The sequence below is a fragment of the Streptomyces sp. PU-14G genome (genome assembly GCF_041028275.1).
GTDB lineage: Bacteria > Actinomycetota > Actinomycetes > Streptomycetales > Streptomycetaceae > Streptomyces.
Genome location: NZ_JASKYT010000180.1, coordinates 1 through 15,574 on the forward strand (window position 1 = coordinate 1; position 15,574 = coordinate 15,574).

15 protein-coding genes are annotated in these 15,574 nt (G+C 72.2%); all 15 read left to right on the forward strand.

Annotated elements, in window-relative coordinates:
* The first annotated feature begins 54 nt into the window (after positions 1–54).
* Positions 55–1,563: a DUF6801 domain-containing protein gene (locus tag AB8Z75_RS20605; RefSeq protein WP_369204094.1), complete on the forward strand. Its 1,509-nt coding sequence runs from the start codon at positions 55–57 to the stop codon at positions 1,561–1,563.
* Positions 1,564–1,600: 37 nt separating this feature from the next.
* Positions 1,601–2,707 carry an ABC transporter ATP-binding protein gene (locus AB8Z75_RS20610; protein WP_369204096.1) on the forward strand — a complete coding sequence of 369 codons (1,107 nt, stop codon included), beginning with the start codon at positions 1,601–1,603 and terminating at the stop codon, positions 2,705–2,707.
* Positions 2,704–3,555: an MlaE family ABC transporter permease gene (locus tag AB8Z75_RS20615; RefSeq protein WP_369204098.1), complete on the forward strand. Its 852-nt coding sequence runs from the start codon at positions 2,704–2,706 to the stop codon at positions 3,553–3,555. The genes AB8Z75_RS20610 and AB8Z75_RS20615 overlap by 4 nt, the downstream gene beginning before the upstream one ends.
* Positions 3,556–3,576: 21 nt before the next feature.
* Entirely contained in the window at positions 3,577–4,383 is an 807-nt protein-coding gene (locus AB8Z75_RS20620; protein WP_369204118.1) for an MlaE family ABC transporter permease, read from the forward strand.
* Entirely contained in the window at positions 4,380–5,762 is a 1,383-nt protein-coding gene (locus AB8Z75_RS20625; protein ID WP_369204100.1) for an MCE family protein, read from the forward strand. The genes AB8Z75_RS20620 and AB8Z75_RS20625 overlap by 4 nt, the downstream gene beginning before the upstream one ends.
* On the forward strand, positions 5,759–6,790 hold the full coding sequence (locus AB8Z75_RS20630) for an MCE family protein (RefSeq protein WP_369204102.1): 1,032 nt from the start codon (positions 5,759–5,761) through the stop codon (positions 6,788–6,790). The genes AB8Z75_RS20625 and AB8Z75_RS20630 overlap by 4 nt, the downstream gene beginning before the upstream one ends.
* A complete protein-coding gene (locus tag AB8Z75_RS20635) occupies positions 6,787–7,836 on the forward strand; it encodes an MCE family protein (RefSeq protein ID WP_369204104.1) in 1,050 nt (349 codons plus the stop codon). Before AB8Z75_RS20630 ends, AB8Z75_RS20635 begins: the two co-directional genes overlap by 4 nt.
* The gene (locus AB8Z75_RS20640) at positions 7,833–8,978 is read left to right on the forward strand and encodes an MCE family protein (RefSeq protein WP_369204106.1); all 1,146 of its coding nucleotides are present in this window, start codon (positions 7,833–7,835) and stop codon (positions 8,976–8,978) included. Before AB8Z75_RS20635 ends, AB8Z75_RS20640 begins: the two co-directional genes overlap by 4 nt.
* Entirely contained in the window at positions 8,975–10,186 is a 1,212-nt protein-coding gene (locus AB8Z75_RS20645; RefSeq protein WP_369204107.1) for an MlaD family protein, read from the forward strand. The genes AB8Z75_RS20640 and AB8Z75_RS20645 overlap by 4 nt, the downstream gene beginning before the upstream one ends.
* Positions 10,186–11,436: an MCE family protein gene (locus AB8Z75_RS20650; protein WP_369204109.1), complete on the forward strand. Its 1,251-nt coding sequence runs from the start codon at positions 10,186–10,188 to the stop codon at positions 11,434–11,436. The genes AB8Z75_RS20645 and AB8Z75_RS20650 overlap by 1 nt, the downstream gene beginning before the upstream one ends.
* Positions 11,433–12,191 (forward strand): hypothetical protein, encoded by a 759-nt coding sequence (locus AB8Z75_RS20655; protein WP_369204111.1) that lies wholly within the window; start codon positions 11,433–11,435, stop codon positions 12,189–12,191. Before AB8Z75_RS20650 ends, AB8Z75_RS20655 begins: the two co-directional genes overlap by 4 nt.
* Entirely contained in the window at positions 12,191–12,739 is a 549-nt protein-coding gene (locus AB8Z75_RS20660) for a hypothetical protein (RefSeq protein WP_369204113.1), read from the forward strand. Before AB8Z75_RS20655 ends, AB8Z75_RS20660 begins: the two co-directional genes overlap by 1 nt.
* A gap of 248 nt (positions 12,740–12,987) precedes the next feature.
* The gene (locus tag AB8Z75_RS20665; RefSeq protein ID WP_369204120.1) at positions 12,988–13,485 is read left to right on the forward strand and encodes a hypothetical protein; all 498 of its coding nucleotides are present in this window, start codon (positions 12,988–12,990) and stop codon (positions 13,483–13,485) included.
* 20 nt (positions 13,486–13,505) lie between these two features.
* On the forward strand, positions 13,506–14,441 hold the full coding sequence (locus AB8Z75_RS20670; RefSeq protein ID WP_369204114.1) for a hypothetical protein: 936 nt from the start codon (positions 13,506–13,508) through the stop codon (positions 14,439–14,441).
* A 108-nt stretch (positions 14,442–14,549) separates the two neighbouring features.
* On the forward strand, positions 14,550–15,574 hold a 1,025-nt coding region (locus AB8Z75_RS20675; protein ID WP_369204116.1), incomplete at its 3' end, for a lytic transglycosylase domain-containing protein.

Below are 15,574 nucleotides of genomic sequence, written 5' to 3' on the forward strand. Positions count from 1 at the left end.
AAGCACCAGACGCCCCGCCCGCCCCGGGCGACGAGCCGCTTGTTGGAGACACACGTGAGACCCAGTGCCCGGACCCGGCGACGCACCGCGCGGGGCGCCGCCGTGGCGGCGGTCGCGCTGGTGGCCGGGGTGCTGCCGGGAGCGGGTTCACAGGCGCAGGACGGCGCCGCGACGCTGCGCCTCGCCTTCACCTGCGCGTTCCCGACGGGAACACAGCGTGTGGCGGCCGAGATCTCTGCCCGCTTCCCGACGACCGGCACCCCGGGCAGCCCGCTGCGGGTGAGTGAGCTCGGCGTCGAGGCCGTGCTCTCCGCGAAGACGCTGGCCGAGATCCTGCCCGCCGGCACCACCGACGTCGCCTCCGAAGCGACGCTGACGGTGCGGGTGGCCCAGGGCGCCTCGGACGCCGAGGCCCGGTGGGACGGGCTCAAGGCCCCCTCCACCCCGGTGCGGGACGCCGCGGACCTCACTCTCGCGCACCGGGGAGAGGTCCCGCCCGTGACCGTCGAGCACGCGGGCAAGGTGACCTTCACCGTCGGCGCGCTCGACCTGGACCTCGCCCCGCGGGGGGAGCCCTCCAGCGGACCGTCGACACTTCCGGCCAAGGCACCGCCCGCGGCCCGGTGCACACCGGCGGACGAGCGCAGCCCCGTGCTGGCCACCGTGCCGGTCGGCGACCAGGAGGGTTCGCCGGGCCCGTCCGCTTCGCCCACCCCGACAGGGAGCACCGCGCCGCCCGGTCGGGACGGGGAGGACGAGGGGAACGGGGCCGAGCGGGACGCGCGCCGAGAGGCGGACATCGACGTGGGAGACGCCCCGTTGCCGCCCGCGAAGGCGTGCGAGTCCGAGCGGCCCACGGCCGAGCTGGACCGCTCGAAGCTGCCCGAGCCGCCGCCGGACGTGACCATGGTGAAGCTGGCGGGCACGCACTGGTGCACGGTCCCCGTCGCCGTGGCCAACGTGCTCAAGCTGCGGGGCGGCATGGCGATCAACGACCCCGCCGACGGGGCCACCACCGCCAACCTGCTGATCAACGTCGAGTCGGGCAGCAACGGCACCTACAACCAGACGCGGAGCGTCGGCGAGGTCACGCTGCCCGACGCCACCGCCACGTTCCTCGACTTCGACCTGATGCCGGTCACCGCGAAGATCGAGTTCACCGGCACCCCGATGACGATCGTGACCGAGCAGCGCAGCAACACGCTGCCCAACTACGCCACGATCTTCATGAGCCAGTCCCTGCGGATGCACGACGTGACGGTGAACGGCACCCCGCTGCCGGTGGGACCGCGCTGCCGCACAAAGAAGCCGGTCGACATCGCACTGCACGGCGTCGGCCCCGACGAGTACCACGTCTTCAAGGGAGGCGTCCTGCGCGCCGAGCTCGACATCCCCGCCTTCACCGGATGCGGCACCGGCGGGGAGGACCTGGACCGGTTGTTCACCGCGAGCATCTCCGGCAGCGGCAACTACATGAAGCTCATCCAGGGGAGACCGTGCCTCATGCGCCCTGGCGGCCTGGGGTGTGCGGCGCCGCCCGAGGTGCCGGAGCTGCCGAGATGAGCGCGGTCGGGGAGAAGCACCGGGAGGGGGCGCCGCCATGGGCATCGAAGTGACCGTCCAGGGACTGACCAAGTCCTTCGGGAAGAAGAACATCTGGCAGGACCTCACGCTCACCCTGCCCGCCGGCGAGGTCAGCGTCATGCTCGGCCCCTCCGGGACGGGCAAGACCGTCTTCCTCAAGTCGCTGATCGGGCTGGTCAAGCCGGAGCGCGGCAGTGTGCTGGTGGACGGCGTGGACATGGTGCGCAGCCGGGAGCGCGACGTGTACGAGGCCCGCAAGAAGTTCGGACTGATGTTCCAGGACGGCGCGCTGTTCGGCTCCATGAACCTCTTCGACAACATCGCCTTCCCGCTGCGCGAGCACACGAAGAAGAAGGAGACCGAGATCCGCCGCATCGTGAGGGAGCGGCTGGAGATGGTGGGTCTCGCCGGCGACGAGGACAAACTGCCCGGCGAGATATCCGGCGGCATGCGCAAGCGCGCGGGCCTCGCCCGAGCCCTCGTCCTGGACCCGCAGATCATCCTGTGCGACGAGCCCGACTCCGGACTCGACCCGGTGCGCACCGCCTTCACCTCGCAGCTGCTCATCGACCTGAACGCGCAGATCGACGCGACGATGCTGATCGTCACCCACAACCTCGACATCGCCGCGACCGTGCCCGACAACATGGGCATGCTCTTCCGCCGCAACCTGGTCACCTTCGGGCCGCGGGAGGTGCTGCTCACCAGCGACGAACCGGTCATCGCGCAGTTCCTGTCCGGCAGCCGCACCGGCCCCATCGGCATGTCGGAGGAGAAGGACGCGGCCACCCTCGCCCGCGAGGCCGACGGGGCGGCGGCAGGACCGCTGCACGCCGTACCCCGCGAGGTCGTCCCGCAACTGGAGCCCACCCCCGGGCTGCCCGAGCGGCAGGCGGTGCGGCGGCGCAGGGAGCGGGTGCTGGGCATGCTCGACCAACTGCCGCCCGCGGCCCGCCGCGCCGTCGAGGCGAGCCTGCCGCAGAACATGCCGCCTCTGCCGCAGCGCACCAGCCTCGCGCGGCGCGGGGGCGAGCCGGGTCCGGCCGGTGTGGACCCGAACGCGGCGACGGTCTCCGTGGACACCGACCGCCCGGACCCGTCAGGCCCCCGGGAGCGCCCATGACCGCCACCGAGCAGCCACCGCCGGCAGCCGGCGAGCACCCCGAGCCCGGCCCCGCACCACGCGAGGCCGTCAAGTCCCCGCTCAGGGGCCTCGGTTTCCTGCGCGAGCCCGGCAGGCTCTTCGCCCTCGCGGTCACGGTGGTGCGGGCGGTCTTCCGGCGGCCCTTCCAGTTCCGGGAGTTCGTCGAGCAGTTCTGGTTCATCGCCAGCGTCACCATCCTGCCCGCGGCGCTCGTCTCGATCCCGTTCGGCGCGGTCATCGCCCTCCAGGTCGGCTCGCTCACCAGCCAGATCAGCGCCCAGTCGTTCACCGGGGCCGCCAGCGTGCTGGTCAACATCCAGCAGGCCAGCCCTTTGATCGTCGCGCTGCTGATCTCCGGCGCCGCGGGGTCGGCGATCTGCGCGGACCTGGGCTCGCGCACCATCCGCGAGGAGCTGGACGCCATGGAGGTCATGGGCGTCTCGCCGATCCAGCGTCTCGTGGTGCCACGGGTGCTGGCCACCGTCGGCGTGGCGGTGCTGCTCAACGGCATGGTCTCCGTCGTCGGCACCCTGGGCGGCTACTTCTTCAACGTCGTCCTCCAGGACGGCACCCCGGGCGCCTACCTCGCCAGCTTCTCCGCGCTGGCGCAGCTGCCCGACCTGTACATCAGCGAGATCAAGGCCATGATCTTCGGGTTCATCGCCGGCATCGTCGCCGCCTACCGGGGGCTGAACCCGCGCGGCGGACCCAAGGGCGTGGGCGACGCGGTCAACCAGTCCGTCGTCATCACCTTCCTGCTGCTCTTCTTCGTGAACATGGTCCTCACGGGGATCTACCTTCAGCTCGTTCCGCCGAAGGGGGCCTGAACCGTGGCCCACCCTGCCCCGCTGGCCCGCCTGTTCGGCTGGCTCGACAAACCCGGGGACCAGTTCCTCTTCCACCTCCGCGCGCTGTTGTGGGTGCCGAAGGCGCTGCTGCGCTACCTGCACGAGGTGCTGCGGCTGCTGGCGCAGGTGGCGTTCGGCAGCGGCGGCCTCGGCGTCATCGGCGGCACCGTCGGCGTGATGACCGCCATGACCCTCTTCACCGGGACGGTCGTCGGCATGCAGGGGTACGCCGCGCTCAACCAGATCGGCACCGACGCGTTCACCGGCTTCATCTCCGCCTACTTCAACACCCGCGAGATCGCCCCCCTGGTGGCGGGCCTCGCCCTGTCCGCCACCCTCGGCGCGGGCTTCACGGCGCAACTGGGCGCCATGCGCATCAACGAGGAGATCGACGCCCTCGACAGCATGGGCATCCGCTCCATGCCGTACCTGGTCACCACCCGCATCATCGCCGGGGTCATCGGCATCCTCCCGCTGTACGGCATCGGACTGCTCAGCTCCTATCTGTCCTCCCGCTTCATCACCGTCTTCTACAACGACCAGTCCGCGGGCACCTACGACCACTACTTCGCGCTGTTCCTCTCGCCCACCGACGTGCTGCTCTCCTTCCTGAAGGTCTTCGTCTTCAGCGTCATGGTGATCGTCACCCACTGCTACTACGGCTACCGCGCCAGCGGCGGCCCCGCGGGCGTCGGCATCGCGGTGGGACGGTCGGTGCGGAACGCGATCGTGCTGATCAGCGTCACCGACTTCTTCCTCAGCCTCGCCCTGTGGGGCGCCACCACGACCGTGAAGGTCGCCGGATGAGCGCCCCGGTGGAAGGACAGCGCGGCCTCACGGCCCGCCGCCGGCTGGCGGGCGTCGTCTTCCTGCTGGTGCCCGCGCTGCTGATCTGGCTGGCGGTCGCCGTCTACGACAAGCAGTTCTCCGACGACGCCGAGATCACCGTGCACACCTCGCAGGCGGGCAACGAGATGCACGTCAACGCGGACGTGAAGATGCGCGGCGTCGTCGTCGGCCAGGTACGCGAGATCAGCTCCGACGGGCGGGGCGCGCGGCTGCGGGTGGCCCTCCACCGCGACAAGCTCGACGGCATACCCGCCGACGTGCGCGCCCAGATGCTGCCCACCACCGTCTTCGGGCAGCGCTACGTGGCGCTCGTTCCGCCCGAGAACCCCTCACCGGAGGCGATCCGGGCCGGTGCCACCATCCCGCAGGACCGCAGCCGCAACGCCATCGAACTCGAAGAGGTCCTGGACAGCCTGCTGCCCACCCTCACCGCCGTCCAGCCGCAGAAGCTGTCGGCGACCCTCACCGCCGTCGCCCAGGCGTTGGAGGGCAGGGGTGCCAAGCTCGGCGACACCCTCGTCACGCTCGACGCCTACCTGGCCAAGCTCAACCCGCACCTGCCGGCGCTCAACCGCGACATCAAGGAACTCGTCGAGGTCAGCCACCTGTACGCCGACACGGCGCCCGGCATCCTCACCGCGCTCTCCGACTTCGCCACCACCAGCAGCACGCTGGCCGAGAAGGCCGAGGACCTGTCCACCGCGTACGGCGCGGCCACCGGCACGGCGCGCGAGATGACGACCTTCCTGCGGGAGAACCGGGGCAACATCATCCGGCTGGCCGCGGCGAGCCGCCCCACCCTGCGCACTCTCGCGGCGCAGTCCCCGTCCTTCCCCTGCACCCTGCGCACGCTCGCCACGTTCGTGCCCGTGATGGACCAGGCGCTCGGCAAGGGCACCGACGAGCCGGGGCTGCACGTCGACCTGAAGGTCGTGCCCTCACGCGGCAAGTACCGCCCCGGCAAGGACACCCCCTCCTACGGGGGCAGCGGCGGCAGCCCGCGCTGCTACTCGGTCCCCTACCTCGGCCCCGCCGGCGGTACGCCGGCGAAGGGCGCCGACGGGGCGAAGGGGTCCGGCAGCGCGGGGGACACCGAGGACGGGCAGGGCAGACCGGGTGAGAAGGACACCGCGGACCAGGCGCCCGAGCCGGCTCCCGAGGGCGCGACCATCGCGGACGCCCGGGGCGGCACGGGGATGCCCAACTCGCCGCAGGAGAACCGGTTGGTCAACGAACTGGTGGCGTCGGAAGCGGGCACGTCGGCCACCGACCTGCCCGGCTGGAGCAGCGTCCTGGTCGGGCCGACCCTGCGCGGTACGGAGGTGAGCCTGCGATGAACCGTGCGGGGCTGGCAGGCCCCCTGATCAAGTCGCTCCTCTTCGTGCTGACGACCTCCCTGGCCACCGCCGTCCTCGCGCTGAGCATCTCCCATACCGGCGTCGGGGAGAGCGACACCTACCGGGCGCGGTTCAGCGACGTCACCGGGCTGGTGGAGGGCGACAGCGTCCGGATCGCGGGCGTACGGGTCGGCCAGGTCGACCACATCGCGGTCGTCGACCGCCGCGTCGCCGAGGTGCGGTTCTCCGTCGAGAAGGGCCGCAGGCTCCCGGCCTCGGTGCACGCCTCGGTGAAGTACCTCAACATGGTCGGCCAGCGCTACGTCGACCTGCGGCGCGGCAGCGGCCCCGTCGGGCGGAACCTCGCGGCGGACGGCACCATCCCGCTCAGCCGCACGACACCGGCGCTCGACCTCACCCAGCTCTTCAACGGCTTCAAGCCCCTGTTCGAAGGCCTGTCGCCCAAGGAGACCAACCAGCTGGCCGGGGAGATCATCCAGGTGCTCCAGGGCGAGGGCGGGACCGTGACCTCGCTGGTCGGCCACATCAGCTCTCTGACCACCACACTCGCCCGCAAGGACAAGGTCATCGGCTCCCTCATCAAGAACCTCGACACCGTGCTGGAGACCGTCAACCGGCGTGAGGAGAACTTCAACGAACTCGTCACCAGCCTCAGCGACCTGGTGTCCGGCTTCGCCAAGGACCGTAAGCCCCTCGGAGAGGCCGTCAGCGCCATGGGCGGGCTGGCCACCACCACGGCCGGGCTGCTCGAAGACGGCAGGGCGCCCCTCAAGGCGGACATCCGCGAGCTGGGCAGGCTGTCGGGCCAACTGAACGAAGGGACACCGCAGTTCGAGAAGTTCCTGCGCACCTCGCCGCGGAAGATGCGCACCCTCGCCAGAACGGCCTCCTACGGCTCCTGGTTCAACACCTACCTGTGCGAGGCCCGGATCAGCGGACTGGGCACCACGGACGGCAGCGAGCCGCCCACCGGCATCGGCATCAGCCAGCCGAGGTGCCGAAGATGAGCGCCACGAGGCGGCTGCGGATGCCGCGCGTCAAACCGATGTCCGAGCGCAACCCCATCGCCGTCTGCCTGGTCGGGCTGGTCTTCCTCGCGCTGCTGGGCACGGCCGCCTACCGTGCCGACGACCTGCCGCTGATCGGCGGCGGCACCACCTACACCGCCGACTTCACCGAGGCGGCCGGGCTGCGCTCCGGCAACGAGGTGCGGGTCGCGGGCGTCAAGGTCGGTGAGGTCTCCGAGGTCGCCCTGGACGGCGCCAAGGTCACGGTGTCCTTCCGGGTGAAGGACACCTGGGTGGGCAACGCCAGCAGGGCGGCCATCAGCATCCGCACCCTGCTGGGTGAGAAGTACCTCGCGCTCGATCCGCTGGGCGGCCGTCCCCAGGACCCGGACAAGCGCATCCCGGTCGGACGCACCACGTCCCCCTACGACGTGACGCAGGCCTTCACCGGGCTCGGCCGCACCTTCGAGGAGATCGACTCCGCCCAGCTCGCCGAGAGCTTCCGGGCCGTCTCCGACACCTTCGCCGACACACCCGCCGACGTGCGCGGCGCCGCCAAAGGGCTCTCCAAGCTGTCCCAGACCCTCTCCTCCCGCGACACGGAGCTGGCCGACCTGCTCGCCGGAGCCAAGAAACTGACCCGCACCCTCAAGGGCCAGCGCGACGAGTTCACCACACTGCTGAGCGACGGCAACCTGCTGCTCGCCGAGGTCCGCGCCCGCCGCGGCGCCATCCACCAACTGCTCACCGGCACCCGCGACCTGGGCCGCGAGCTGACCGGGGTGGTGGACGACAACAACAAACAGCTCGGCCCCACGCTGCGCGCTCTCGACCGGGTCACCGGCGTGCTGGCGGACAACCGCCAACGCCTCGACGACGCGCTCGCCGTCGCGGGGCCCTACTACCGCCTCATCGGCAACACCCTGGGCAGCGGCCGCTGGTTCGACAGCTACCTGTGCGGCCTCGTCCCCCAGCGGTACCTGCCGCCCGGCACCCCGCCCGAGACGGGCTGCCGTCCGCCGAAACCCGGAGGTGGGAGCCGATGAGCACCGGGATCACGCGCCCGCGTCGGCGCAGCCTCGTCCTGGCGGCCGTCCTCGCCCTGGTGATCGGCGCCTCAGCCGGCGGCGCGACCGTGCTCGGCGGCCGGGACGGCACCCGCGTCACCGCCTGGTTCGAGCGGGCCGTCGGCGTCTACGAGGGCTCCGACCTGCGGGTGCTGGGTGTCCGCGTCGGACGTGTCGAGGCCGTCGAACCGCACGGCAAGAAGGTGCGGGTCACTCTTCGCATCGACGAGGGCGTCGAGGTCCCGGCGAACGCCCGTGCCGTCGTCATCGCCCCCAGCCTGGTCTCCGACCGCTACGTGCAGCTCACCCCCGCCTACACCAAGGGGCCCAAGCTGGCGGACTCCGCCGTCCTCCCCTCGGGGCGCAACTCCGTTCCGCTGGAGGTGGACCAGCTCTACGCCAGCATCACCGAGCTCAGCGACGCGCTCGGCCCCGAGGGCGCCAACTCCGACGGCGCGCTGTCCGAACTGCTGGACGTCGGCGCCGAGAACCTGAACGGCAACGGAGCGGCCCTCGGCGAGTCCGTCGAGGAGTTCGGCAAGGCGGCCAAGACACTCGACGGCAACAGCGGCGACCTGTTCGCCACCGTCAGCTACCTGCGGTCCTTCACCAGTATGCTCAAGCGCAACGACACCCGGGTCCGCACAGCGGAGCGGCAGCTCTCCGACGTGACCACCTTCCTCGCCGAGGACAAGGAGAACCTCGCCAAGGCCCTCGCCCAGCTCGGTACGGCGCTGGGCAAGGTGAAGAAGTTCATCGAGGACAACCGCGGCAGCCTCAAGAAGAACGTCAAGAAGCTGGCGCCGATCACCCAGACGCTCGTCGACCAGCGCGCCTCCCTCGCCGAGGCGTTGGACGCCGCGCCGCTGGCCGCGGGCAACTTCCTCAAGGCCTACAACCCGGACCAGGGCACCCTCGACAACCGGGCCAACATCAACGAGCTGAGCATGGGCGGCCCCCTGCTGCCGGCCCAGGGCTCCGCCGCCTTCGGCACGGCAGGACTTGTGCCCGTCTCTCCCGGCGAGCGCGAGGGGCTGCCCACCGTCCCCCTGCCTCCGGCAGGACCGGTCTACGGCACACCCGACGAGACGACCGACGCAGGTGAGGGGGCGGAGGGATGAGCCGCGCACGGGCGGGGAGACGGGCCGTGGCGGTGCGGGCCGGCACCGGCGTGGCCGCCGCCGCGGTGGCCACCGCACTGGGACTCACCCTGCTGAGCGGCGGCGTGGACCTGCCGCGGTTCGGTGGCCTCGAGGACCTTCCGCTGCCGGGCGGCGCCGACCTCGGCGACCACCCGTACACGGTGACCGCCGAGTTCCGCGACGTGCTCAGCCTCGTTCCGCAGTCCGCCGTGAAGCGGAACGACGTCACCGTCGGCAAGATCACCAAGATCACGCTCGGCAGGAAGGGCTGGACGGCCAAGGTCACCATGCGCCTCAACGGGCGGGTGCGGCTCCCGGCGACGCCCTACGCGCGCATCGAACAGTCCAGCCTCCTGGGCGAGAAGTACGTCCAGATCCTCGACCCGCCGAAGGGCGAGGACACCGGAGGCCGGTCCGGCACGCCGCCCGTCCGACCCGCCGCACACCACGCGGGCAGCGGCGAGAGCACCCACATCCCCCTCTCCCGCACCGACCGCAACCCTGAGGTCGAAGAGGTGCTCGGCGCCCTCTCGCTGCTGCTCAACGGCGGCGGGGTCAGCCAGCTCAAGACCATCACCACCGAACTGAACAAGGCCCTCGACGGCAACGAGGAGGAGGCGAGGTCGATGCTGCGCCGCGTCAACAAGCTGGTCAGCGACCTCGACCGGCACAAGGACGACATCACCGGCGCGCTCGACGGCGTCAACCGGCTCTCGGCCACCCTCGCCGCACGCAAGAAGAGCATCAACACCGTGCTCACCGAGGTCAGCCCCGGCCTGACCACGCTGGAGGACCAGCGCGGGCAGCTGATGACGATGCTGCGCTCCCTCGACACCCTCTCCGGCGTCGCCGTCGACACCGTCAACCGGAGCAAGGACGACATCGTCGCCGATCTCAAGGCCCTCGCCCCGACCCTGCGCCGCCTCGCCGACTCGGGCCAGGACCTGCCCGACTCGCTCCAGGTGCTGTTCACCTACCCGTTCACGGACGAGGTCCTGACCGGAGTCAAAGGCGACTACCTCAATCTCTACCTGCGCGTGACGGCACCACGCGGCACCACCCTGCGACCGCCGCTGGAGGAGGAACCGATCCCCACCGACCCCGGCGCCGCCGGCAGCGGCAGCCCCGCCGCGCTGCCGCTGCCCGCGGTCACCACGGCACCCGACGCGGCCGGGGGTGAGCGGTGATGCTGACCCGCGCCGTCCTCGTCAAGAACATCGCCTTCCTCGTCCTGGCCGTCCTCGTCCTCGGCCTGATCGGCGTCCGCTACGCCGACGTGGGCCGCTACGTGGGGCTGCGCGACTACTACACCGTCCGCGTGGAACTCGCCCGCACCGGCGGCCTGTACGAGCACGCCAACGTCACCTACCGGGGCGTGTCCGTGGGGCGGGTCGGCACCATCGACCTCACCGACACCGGGGTCGCCGCCCAACTGAAGATCGACAATTCGGCGCCCCGCATCCCCGACGAGCTCGACGCCGTCGTCGCCAACCTCTCGGCCGTCGGCGAGCAGTACATCGACCTGCGCCCCAGCACCCGAAAGGGCCCCTACCTGCGTGAGGGCTCCGTCATCCGGCAGGCCGACACCGACCTGCCCGCGCCGCCGACCAAGGTGCTCAGCAGCGTCGACAACCTGGTCTCCTCCGTCCCGCACGACGCACTCCGCACCGTCATCGACGAGCTCGGCACCACCTTCGAAGGCCGCGGCGACGACCTGGAGGTCCTGCTGGAGACGGGCAGCGAGTTCCTCGACTCCGCCGACGCAGCCGCCCCCGAGACCACCGGACTGATCGTCGACGCGGAGACCGTGCTGCGCACCCAGCGCGAAGAAGACGAGGCACTGCGCGACTTCGCGACCGGCGCCCAGGAACTCCTCGCACAGCTGAAGAAGTCCGACCCCGACCTGCGCCGCCTCATCGCCCGCACCCCGGGCGCCGCGACCCAGGTGACAGGGCTGCTGCGCGACCTCGACCCCAGCCTCAGCGTGCTGCTCGCCAACCTCACCACCACCTCCGAGCTCGCCCTCACCCGGCAGCGCGGCATCGAGGAACTCCTCGTCACCCTGCCCCGGGTGGCCGCCGCCGGCTCCACCGCCATCACCAAGAAGGGCGCCACCTTCGGCATGTCACTCGCCTTCTTCGACCCCCTGCCGTGCACGGACGGGTACGAGGGCACCCGCTACCGCAACGGCCTGGAGACCGGCAAGGCCCCGCCGCTCAACGAGCGCGCACACTGCGCCTCCCCGCCCTCCACCGGCAAGAACGTACGCGGCTCCGCCAACGCCCCCACGGGCGGCCCGCTGCCGGCACCCGCGCGCCCGGGCTCCCTCGCCCGCGACCACGCCGACCGGCTGACCGCCCGCTCCGGCGACGGAGCACCACAGCCCCGCGGCATGGCCGGCCTGCTCGGACTGAAACCAGGGGAGGAGAACCAGTGAGCACCGAGGTACAGGGCCGGGCGGACACCGGACCGGACCCGACGGGGGAGGACACCACCGCGCACGAGGCCGTTGCCGGCGAGGCCGTCGCGGACGAGGCCGCTGCCGGCGGGACCGTCGCGGACGAGGCCGCCGCAGACGAGGCCGACGCAGACGAGGCCGCTGGCGGCGGAAGTGTTGCCGGCGAGGTCACTGCGGACGAGAAGGCTGCCGGGGCCTCCAGCGGGGAGGTCACCGGCGCGCCGCAACGGCCGCGCGGGGCAGCCTGGCTGGCCGGAGCGCTGCTCGCCGCGCTGCTGTTCTGCGCGGCCTCGGGATGGCTCTACTGGAGCGCGCACACCGACGACGACCTCGCCTACTCCCGCGCCCGCGACCAGGCACTCGCCGCCGGCCGAACCCACCTCACCACCCTCAACTCCATCGACGTGAAACACATCGGTGCCGGACTGCGCGAGTGGCGCGACGCGACCACCGGACCGCTCCGCGACCAGCTGCGCCGCGAGGCGGACAAGAGCGCCGACACCCTGGAGGAGCGCGGCACCAGCGCCCGCGCACGGGTCACCGACGCGGCGCTCACCGGCCTGGACGACACGGCGGGCACCGCCAAGCTGATCGCCACCGTACGCATCACGACCACGACCCGGGGAGGGTCGCCCGCCGCCGACCGCAAGCGCATGGCGGCCGGTCTCGAACGGACGGACGACGGGTGGAAGCTCACCTCGCTGGCCCCCGTCCCGGTGGGGGAGGAGCGCTGATGAGACGCCCCACCTTTCCCCGCATCGGACGGCTGCTCGCCCTGATCGGAGGTGGCCGGGCCCGCTGGTACGGGGTGGCGGTGCTCGTCCTGGCGCTCGTCGCCGGGACCGGTTTCCTCGTGAGGGCGGCCCAGTTGACGGGCAGCGACGCGGCCCGCAACGCCGCGCTGACCGACCGTGCGGCCACCAGCCGGGCCTCGGGCGAGGTCGGTGACGCGCTCTCCCGGATCTTCTCGTACACCCCCGAGGGTCTCGCCCGCACCGAACAGGCGGCCGACGACCTGCTCGCGGGGAAGGCGGCGCGCCAGTACGAGACGCTGTTCGCCCAGGTGACGAAGCGGGCGCGGGAGCAGAAGCTGACGCTCGCCACCCGTGTCGTCGATGTGGGGGTGACCCGGCTGCGCTCGGACCGCGCCGAACTCCTCGTCTTCCTCGACCAGACCACGAGCCGCGAGGGCCACGAGCCCACCCACGCCGCCGCGCAGCTCTCCGTCACCGCACACCGCGACCACGGCGACTGGCGGATCGTCGAGATGAAGGCCAGGTGAGGCTGATGACCGACGCACCCGAGACAGCTGCCGACGCACCCGAGACAGCTGCCGACGCACCCGAGGCGGAGGCCGACGCGCCCAAGGTGGATGCCGACGCACCCAAGAGGGAGGCCGACGCGCCCGAGGCGGACAAGGAAGCGGCACGGACGGAGGGCGGGAACGAGGTGTCCGAGGCGACGCGGGCGAAGCGCGGACGAGCCCGGCGGCTCACGGACGCCGGCCCCCTCCGCACGGCGGCGCTCGCCCTGGCCTTCGCGGCGCTGTGCTCTGCCGTGTGGGCGGGCTTCTCCTGGTACGGCGCCGCGCACGACGACACCCTGGCGTACGCCGCGACCCGCGACGAGGTGCGTTCGGCGGGCGAACAGGCGGTGCAGAACCTCAACACCCTCGACCACCGGAAGATCGAGGCGGGACTCGACTCCTGGGAGGAGTCCACCACCGGCGAGCTGCGCGGCCAACTGAAGAAGGGCCGCAAGGGGTTCGAGAAGCAGATCCGCGAGGCCAAGACCGTCACGTCGGCGCGGATCCTCTCCAGCGCCGTCGCCGAGCTCGACGAGCGCGCCGGCCGTGCCGGTGTGCTCGTCGCGGTACGGACCACGGTCAAGGCGCCCAAGGAAAAGCCCGCGACCAAACAGACCCGGATGCGCGGCGAACTCACCCGCACCGAGGACGGCTGGAAACTCAGCGCCCTCGCCCAGGTGCCGGTCGGCTACTCCGCCACCGCACCGGACGAGCGCGGCTGACCGAGCGAGGAGCAGCACCCATGTCCACCACCCGCCACCTCGTCAACCGCCGCCGCCGCCTCGCCGACCGGCCGCGCACGGGCCGGCCCCAGCCGGACCGCCCGCAGCCGACGCCCGGACCGGAGCCCCGCGTCGACGGACCTCGGGCCGACCGGCCCCGCACCGACGAACCCCGCACCGACGAACCCCGCGTCGACGATTCCGGTGCCGAGAAGCTCCGCGACGCCACCTCGCGGGACGTCGAGTCGGCCGCCGACGCCGAGCCGGCCGCCGACGCACCGCGTGCCGACGACCGCGTCAGGCGCACACCCGTGCCCCTGGCCCTGGTCGCCCGGCTCGCCCGGCACGTACGGGGGCGGGCACCGCGTGGGCGCGGGCTGCTGCTGGTCTGTGCCGCGCTCACCCTCCTGCTCGGCGGCTTCGCGGCCTGGGCGGCGACCGAGGCCGCGGGCCTGCGGGACGCGGCGTCCGCGCGGAACACCGCCCTCGCGGACGCCGCCCGTACGAGCCAGGTCAAGGGCGAGGTCACCAGCGCCGTCAACGCGCTCTTCTCCTACGACCACGCCAAGCCGGAGAAGAACGAGGACGCGGCGCGCCGTCTCCTGACGGGGAAGGCCGTCGAACAGCACCGCGAACTGCTCGCCGCCGTCAGGAAACAGGGCCGCGAGCAGAAGCTCGTGCTGACCACGACCGTCACCGACAGCGCGGTCACCGCACTCGAAGGCGACCGCGCACGGGTCCTCCTGTTCGCGGACCAGCACAGCGCCCGCACCGGAGCGCGGGGCGAGGAGAAGGCGAAGCCGGACGAGAAGAAGCCGGACCAGAAGAAGCCGGACCAGAAGAAGGCGGACGGTGGGGCGGAGGGCGACGCCACCTACTCCGGCGCCATGCTCGCGGTCAACGCCGTACGGCAGGACGGCGCGTGGAAGATCGCGGCCATCGACACCCTCAGCTGAAGGACGGCCATGACGCAGCAGGACGGGAAGAACACGTCCCCACGGCCCCGACGGGGCAGACACACGGCGGCCTGCGACCGCGTGGTGCGGCCCGGCAGCCGCGGGCGCGTGAGGCTGCGACGGGGCACGGCGGGCACCGCACTCGCCGTGGTCGCGGTCGCCGCGCTGACGGCCTCGCAGGCTCCAGGCGTCGTCGGCGCCGGGGACGCCCGCGCCCCGTGGGACGCGCACCGCGCCCCCGCACCGACAGGCGCCGCCGACGACGGTTCGTACCACACCGAACTGCCGCCCCTCGACGGGGCGTCCGGCCGACTCGCGGCCCGTGCGAGCAGCATCGCGACCGTGGCTGCTTCCGGCATCCCCGCCACCGTCCTCCGCGCCTACCAGCAGGCCGAGAAGTCACTGGCCTCGACCACACCGGGGTGCGGGCTGCCCTGGGAACTGCTGGCCGCCATCGGCAAGGTGGAGTCAGGGCAGGCCCGCGGCGGCGACGTACGGTCCGACGGGACCACCCGCCGGCCGATCCTCGGCCCCGTGCTCGACGGGAACGGGTTCGCCCGCATCACGGACACGGACGGCGGCGCCCTGGACGGGAACGACGCGTTCGACCGTGCCGTCGGCCCCCTGCAGTTCATCCCCTCCACGTGGCGAGCCTGGGCCTCCGACGGCAACCGGGACGGCAGAAAGGACCCCCACAACATCCATGACGCGGCGCTGGCCGCCGGCCGTTACCTGTGCGCCGACGGCCGCGACCTGACCCGCGCACCGGGGCTGCGCCGGGCCATCCTCAGCTACAACCACTCCGACGCCTACCTGCGCACGGTGCTTGCCTGGCTCCGCTTCTACCGCGAGGGCACCCACGCGGTACCCGACGGTGAGGGTGTCCTCCCGGCCGGTGGGAGCAGCGGCAAGAGGACGGGCGGCGAGAAGGGCGACAAGAAGGGCGGGGGCAGGGCGGCGGAAAAGGAGCGCGGCAAGAACGCGGGCAGCCGCCCGGGGAGCGGCTCCGACCACGAGGGTGACGCGCCCGGCCCGGGACGGCCGGGACCCCGCCCCTCGCACCCGGATCCCTCCGAGTCGGGTGATCCGACGGAACCGCCTCCCTGCGGCGGAGACACGGAGTCCCCCACGCC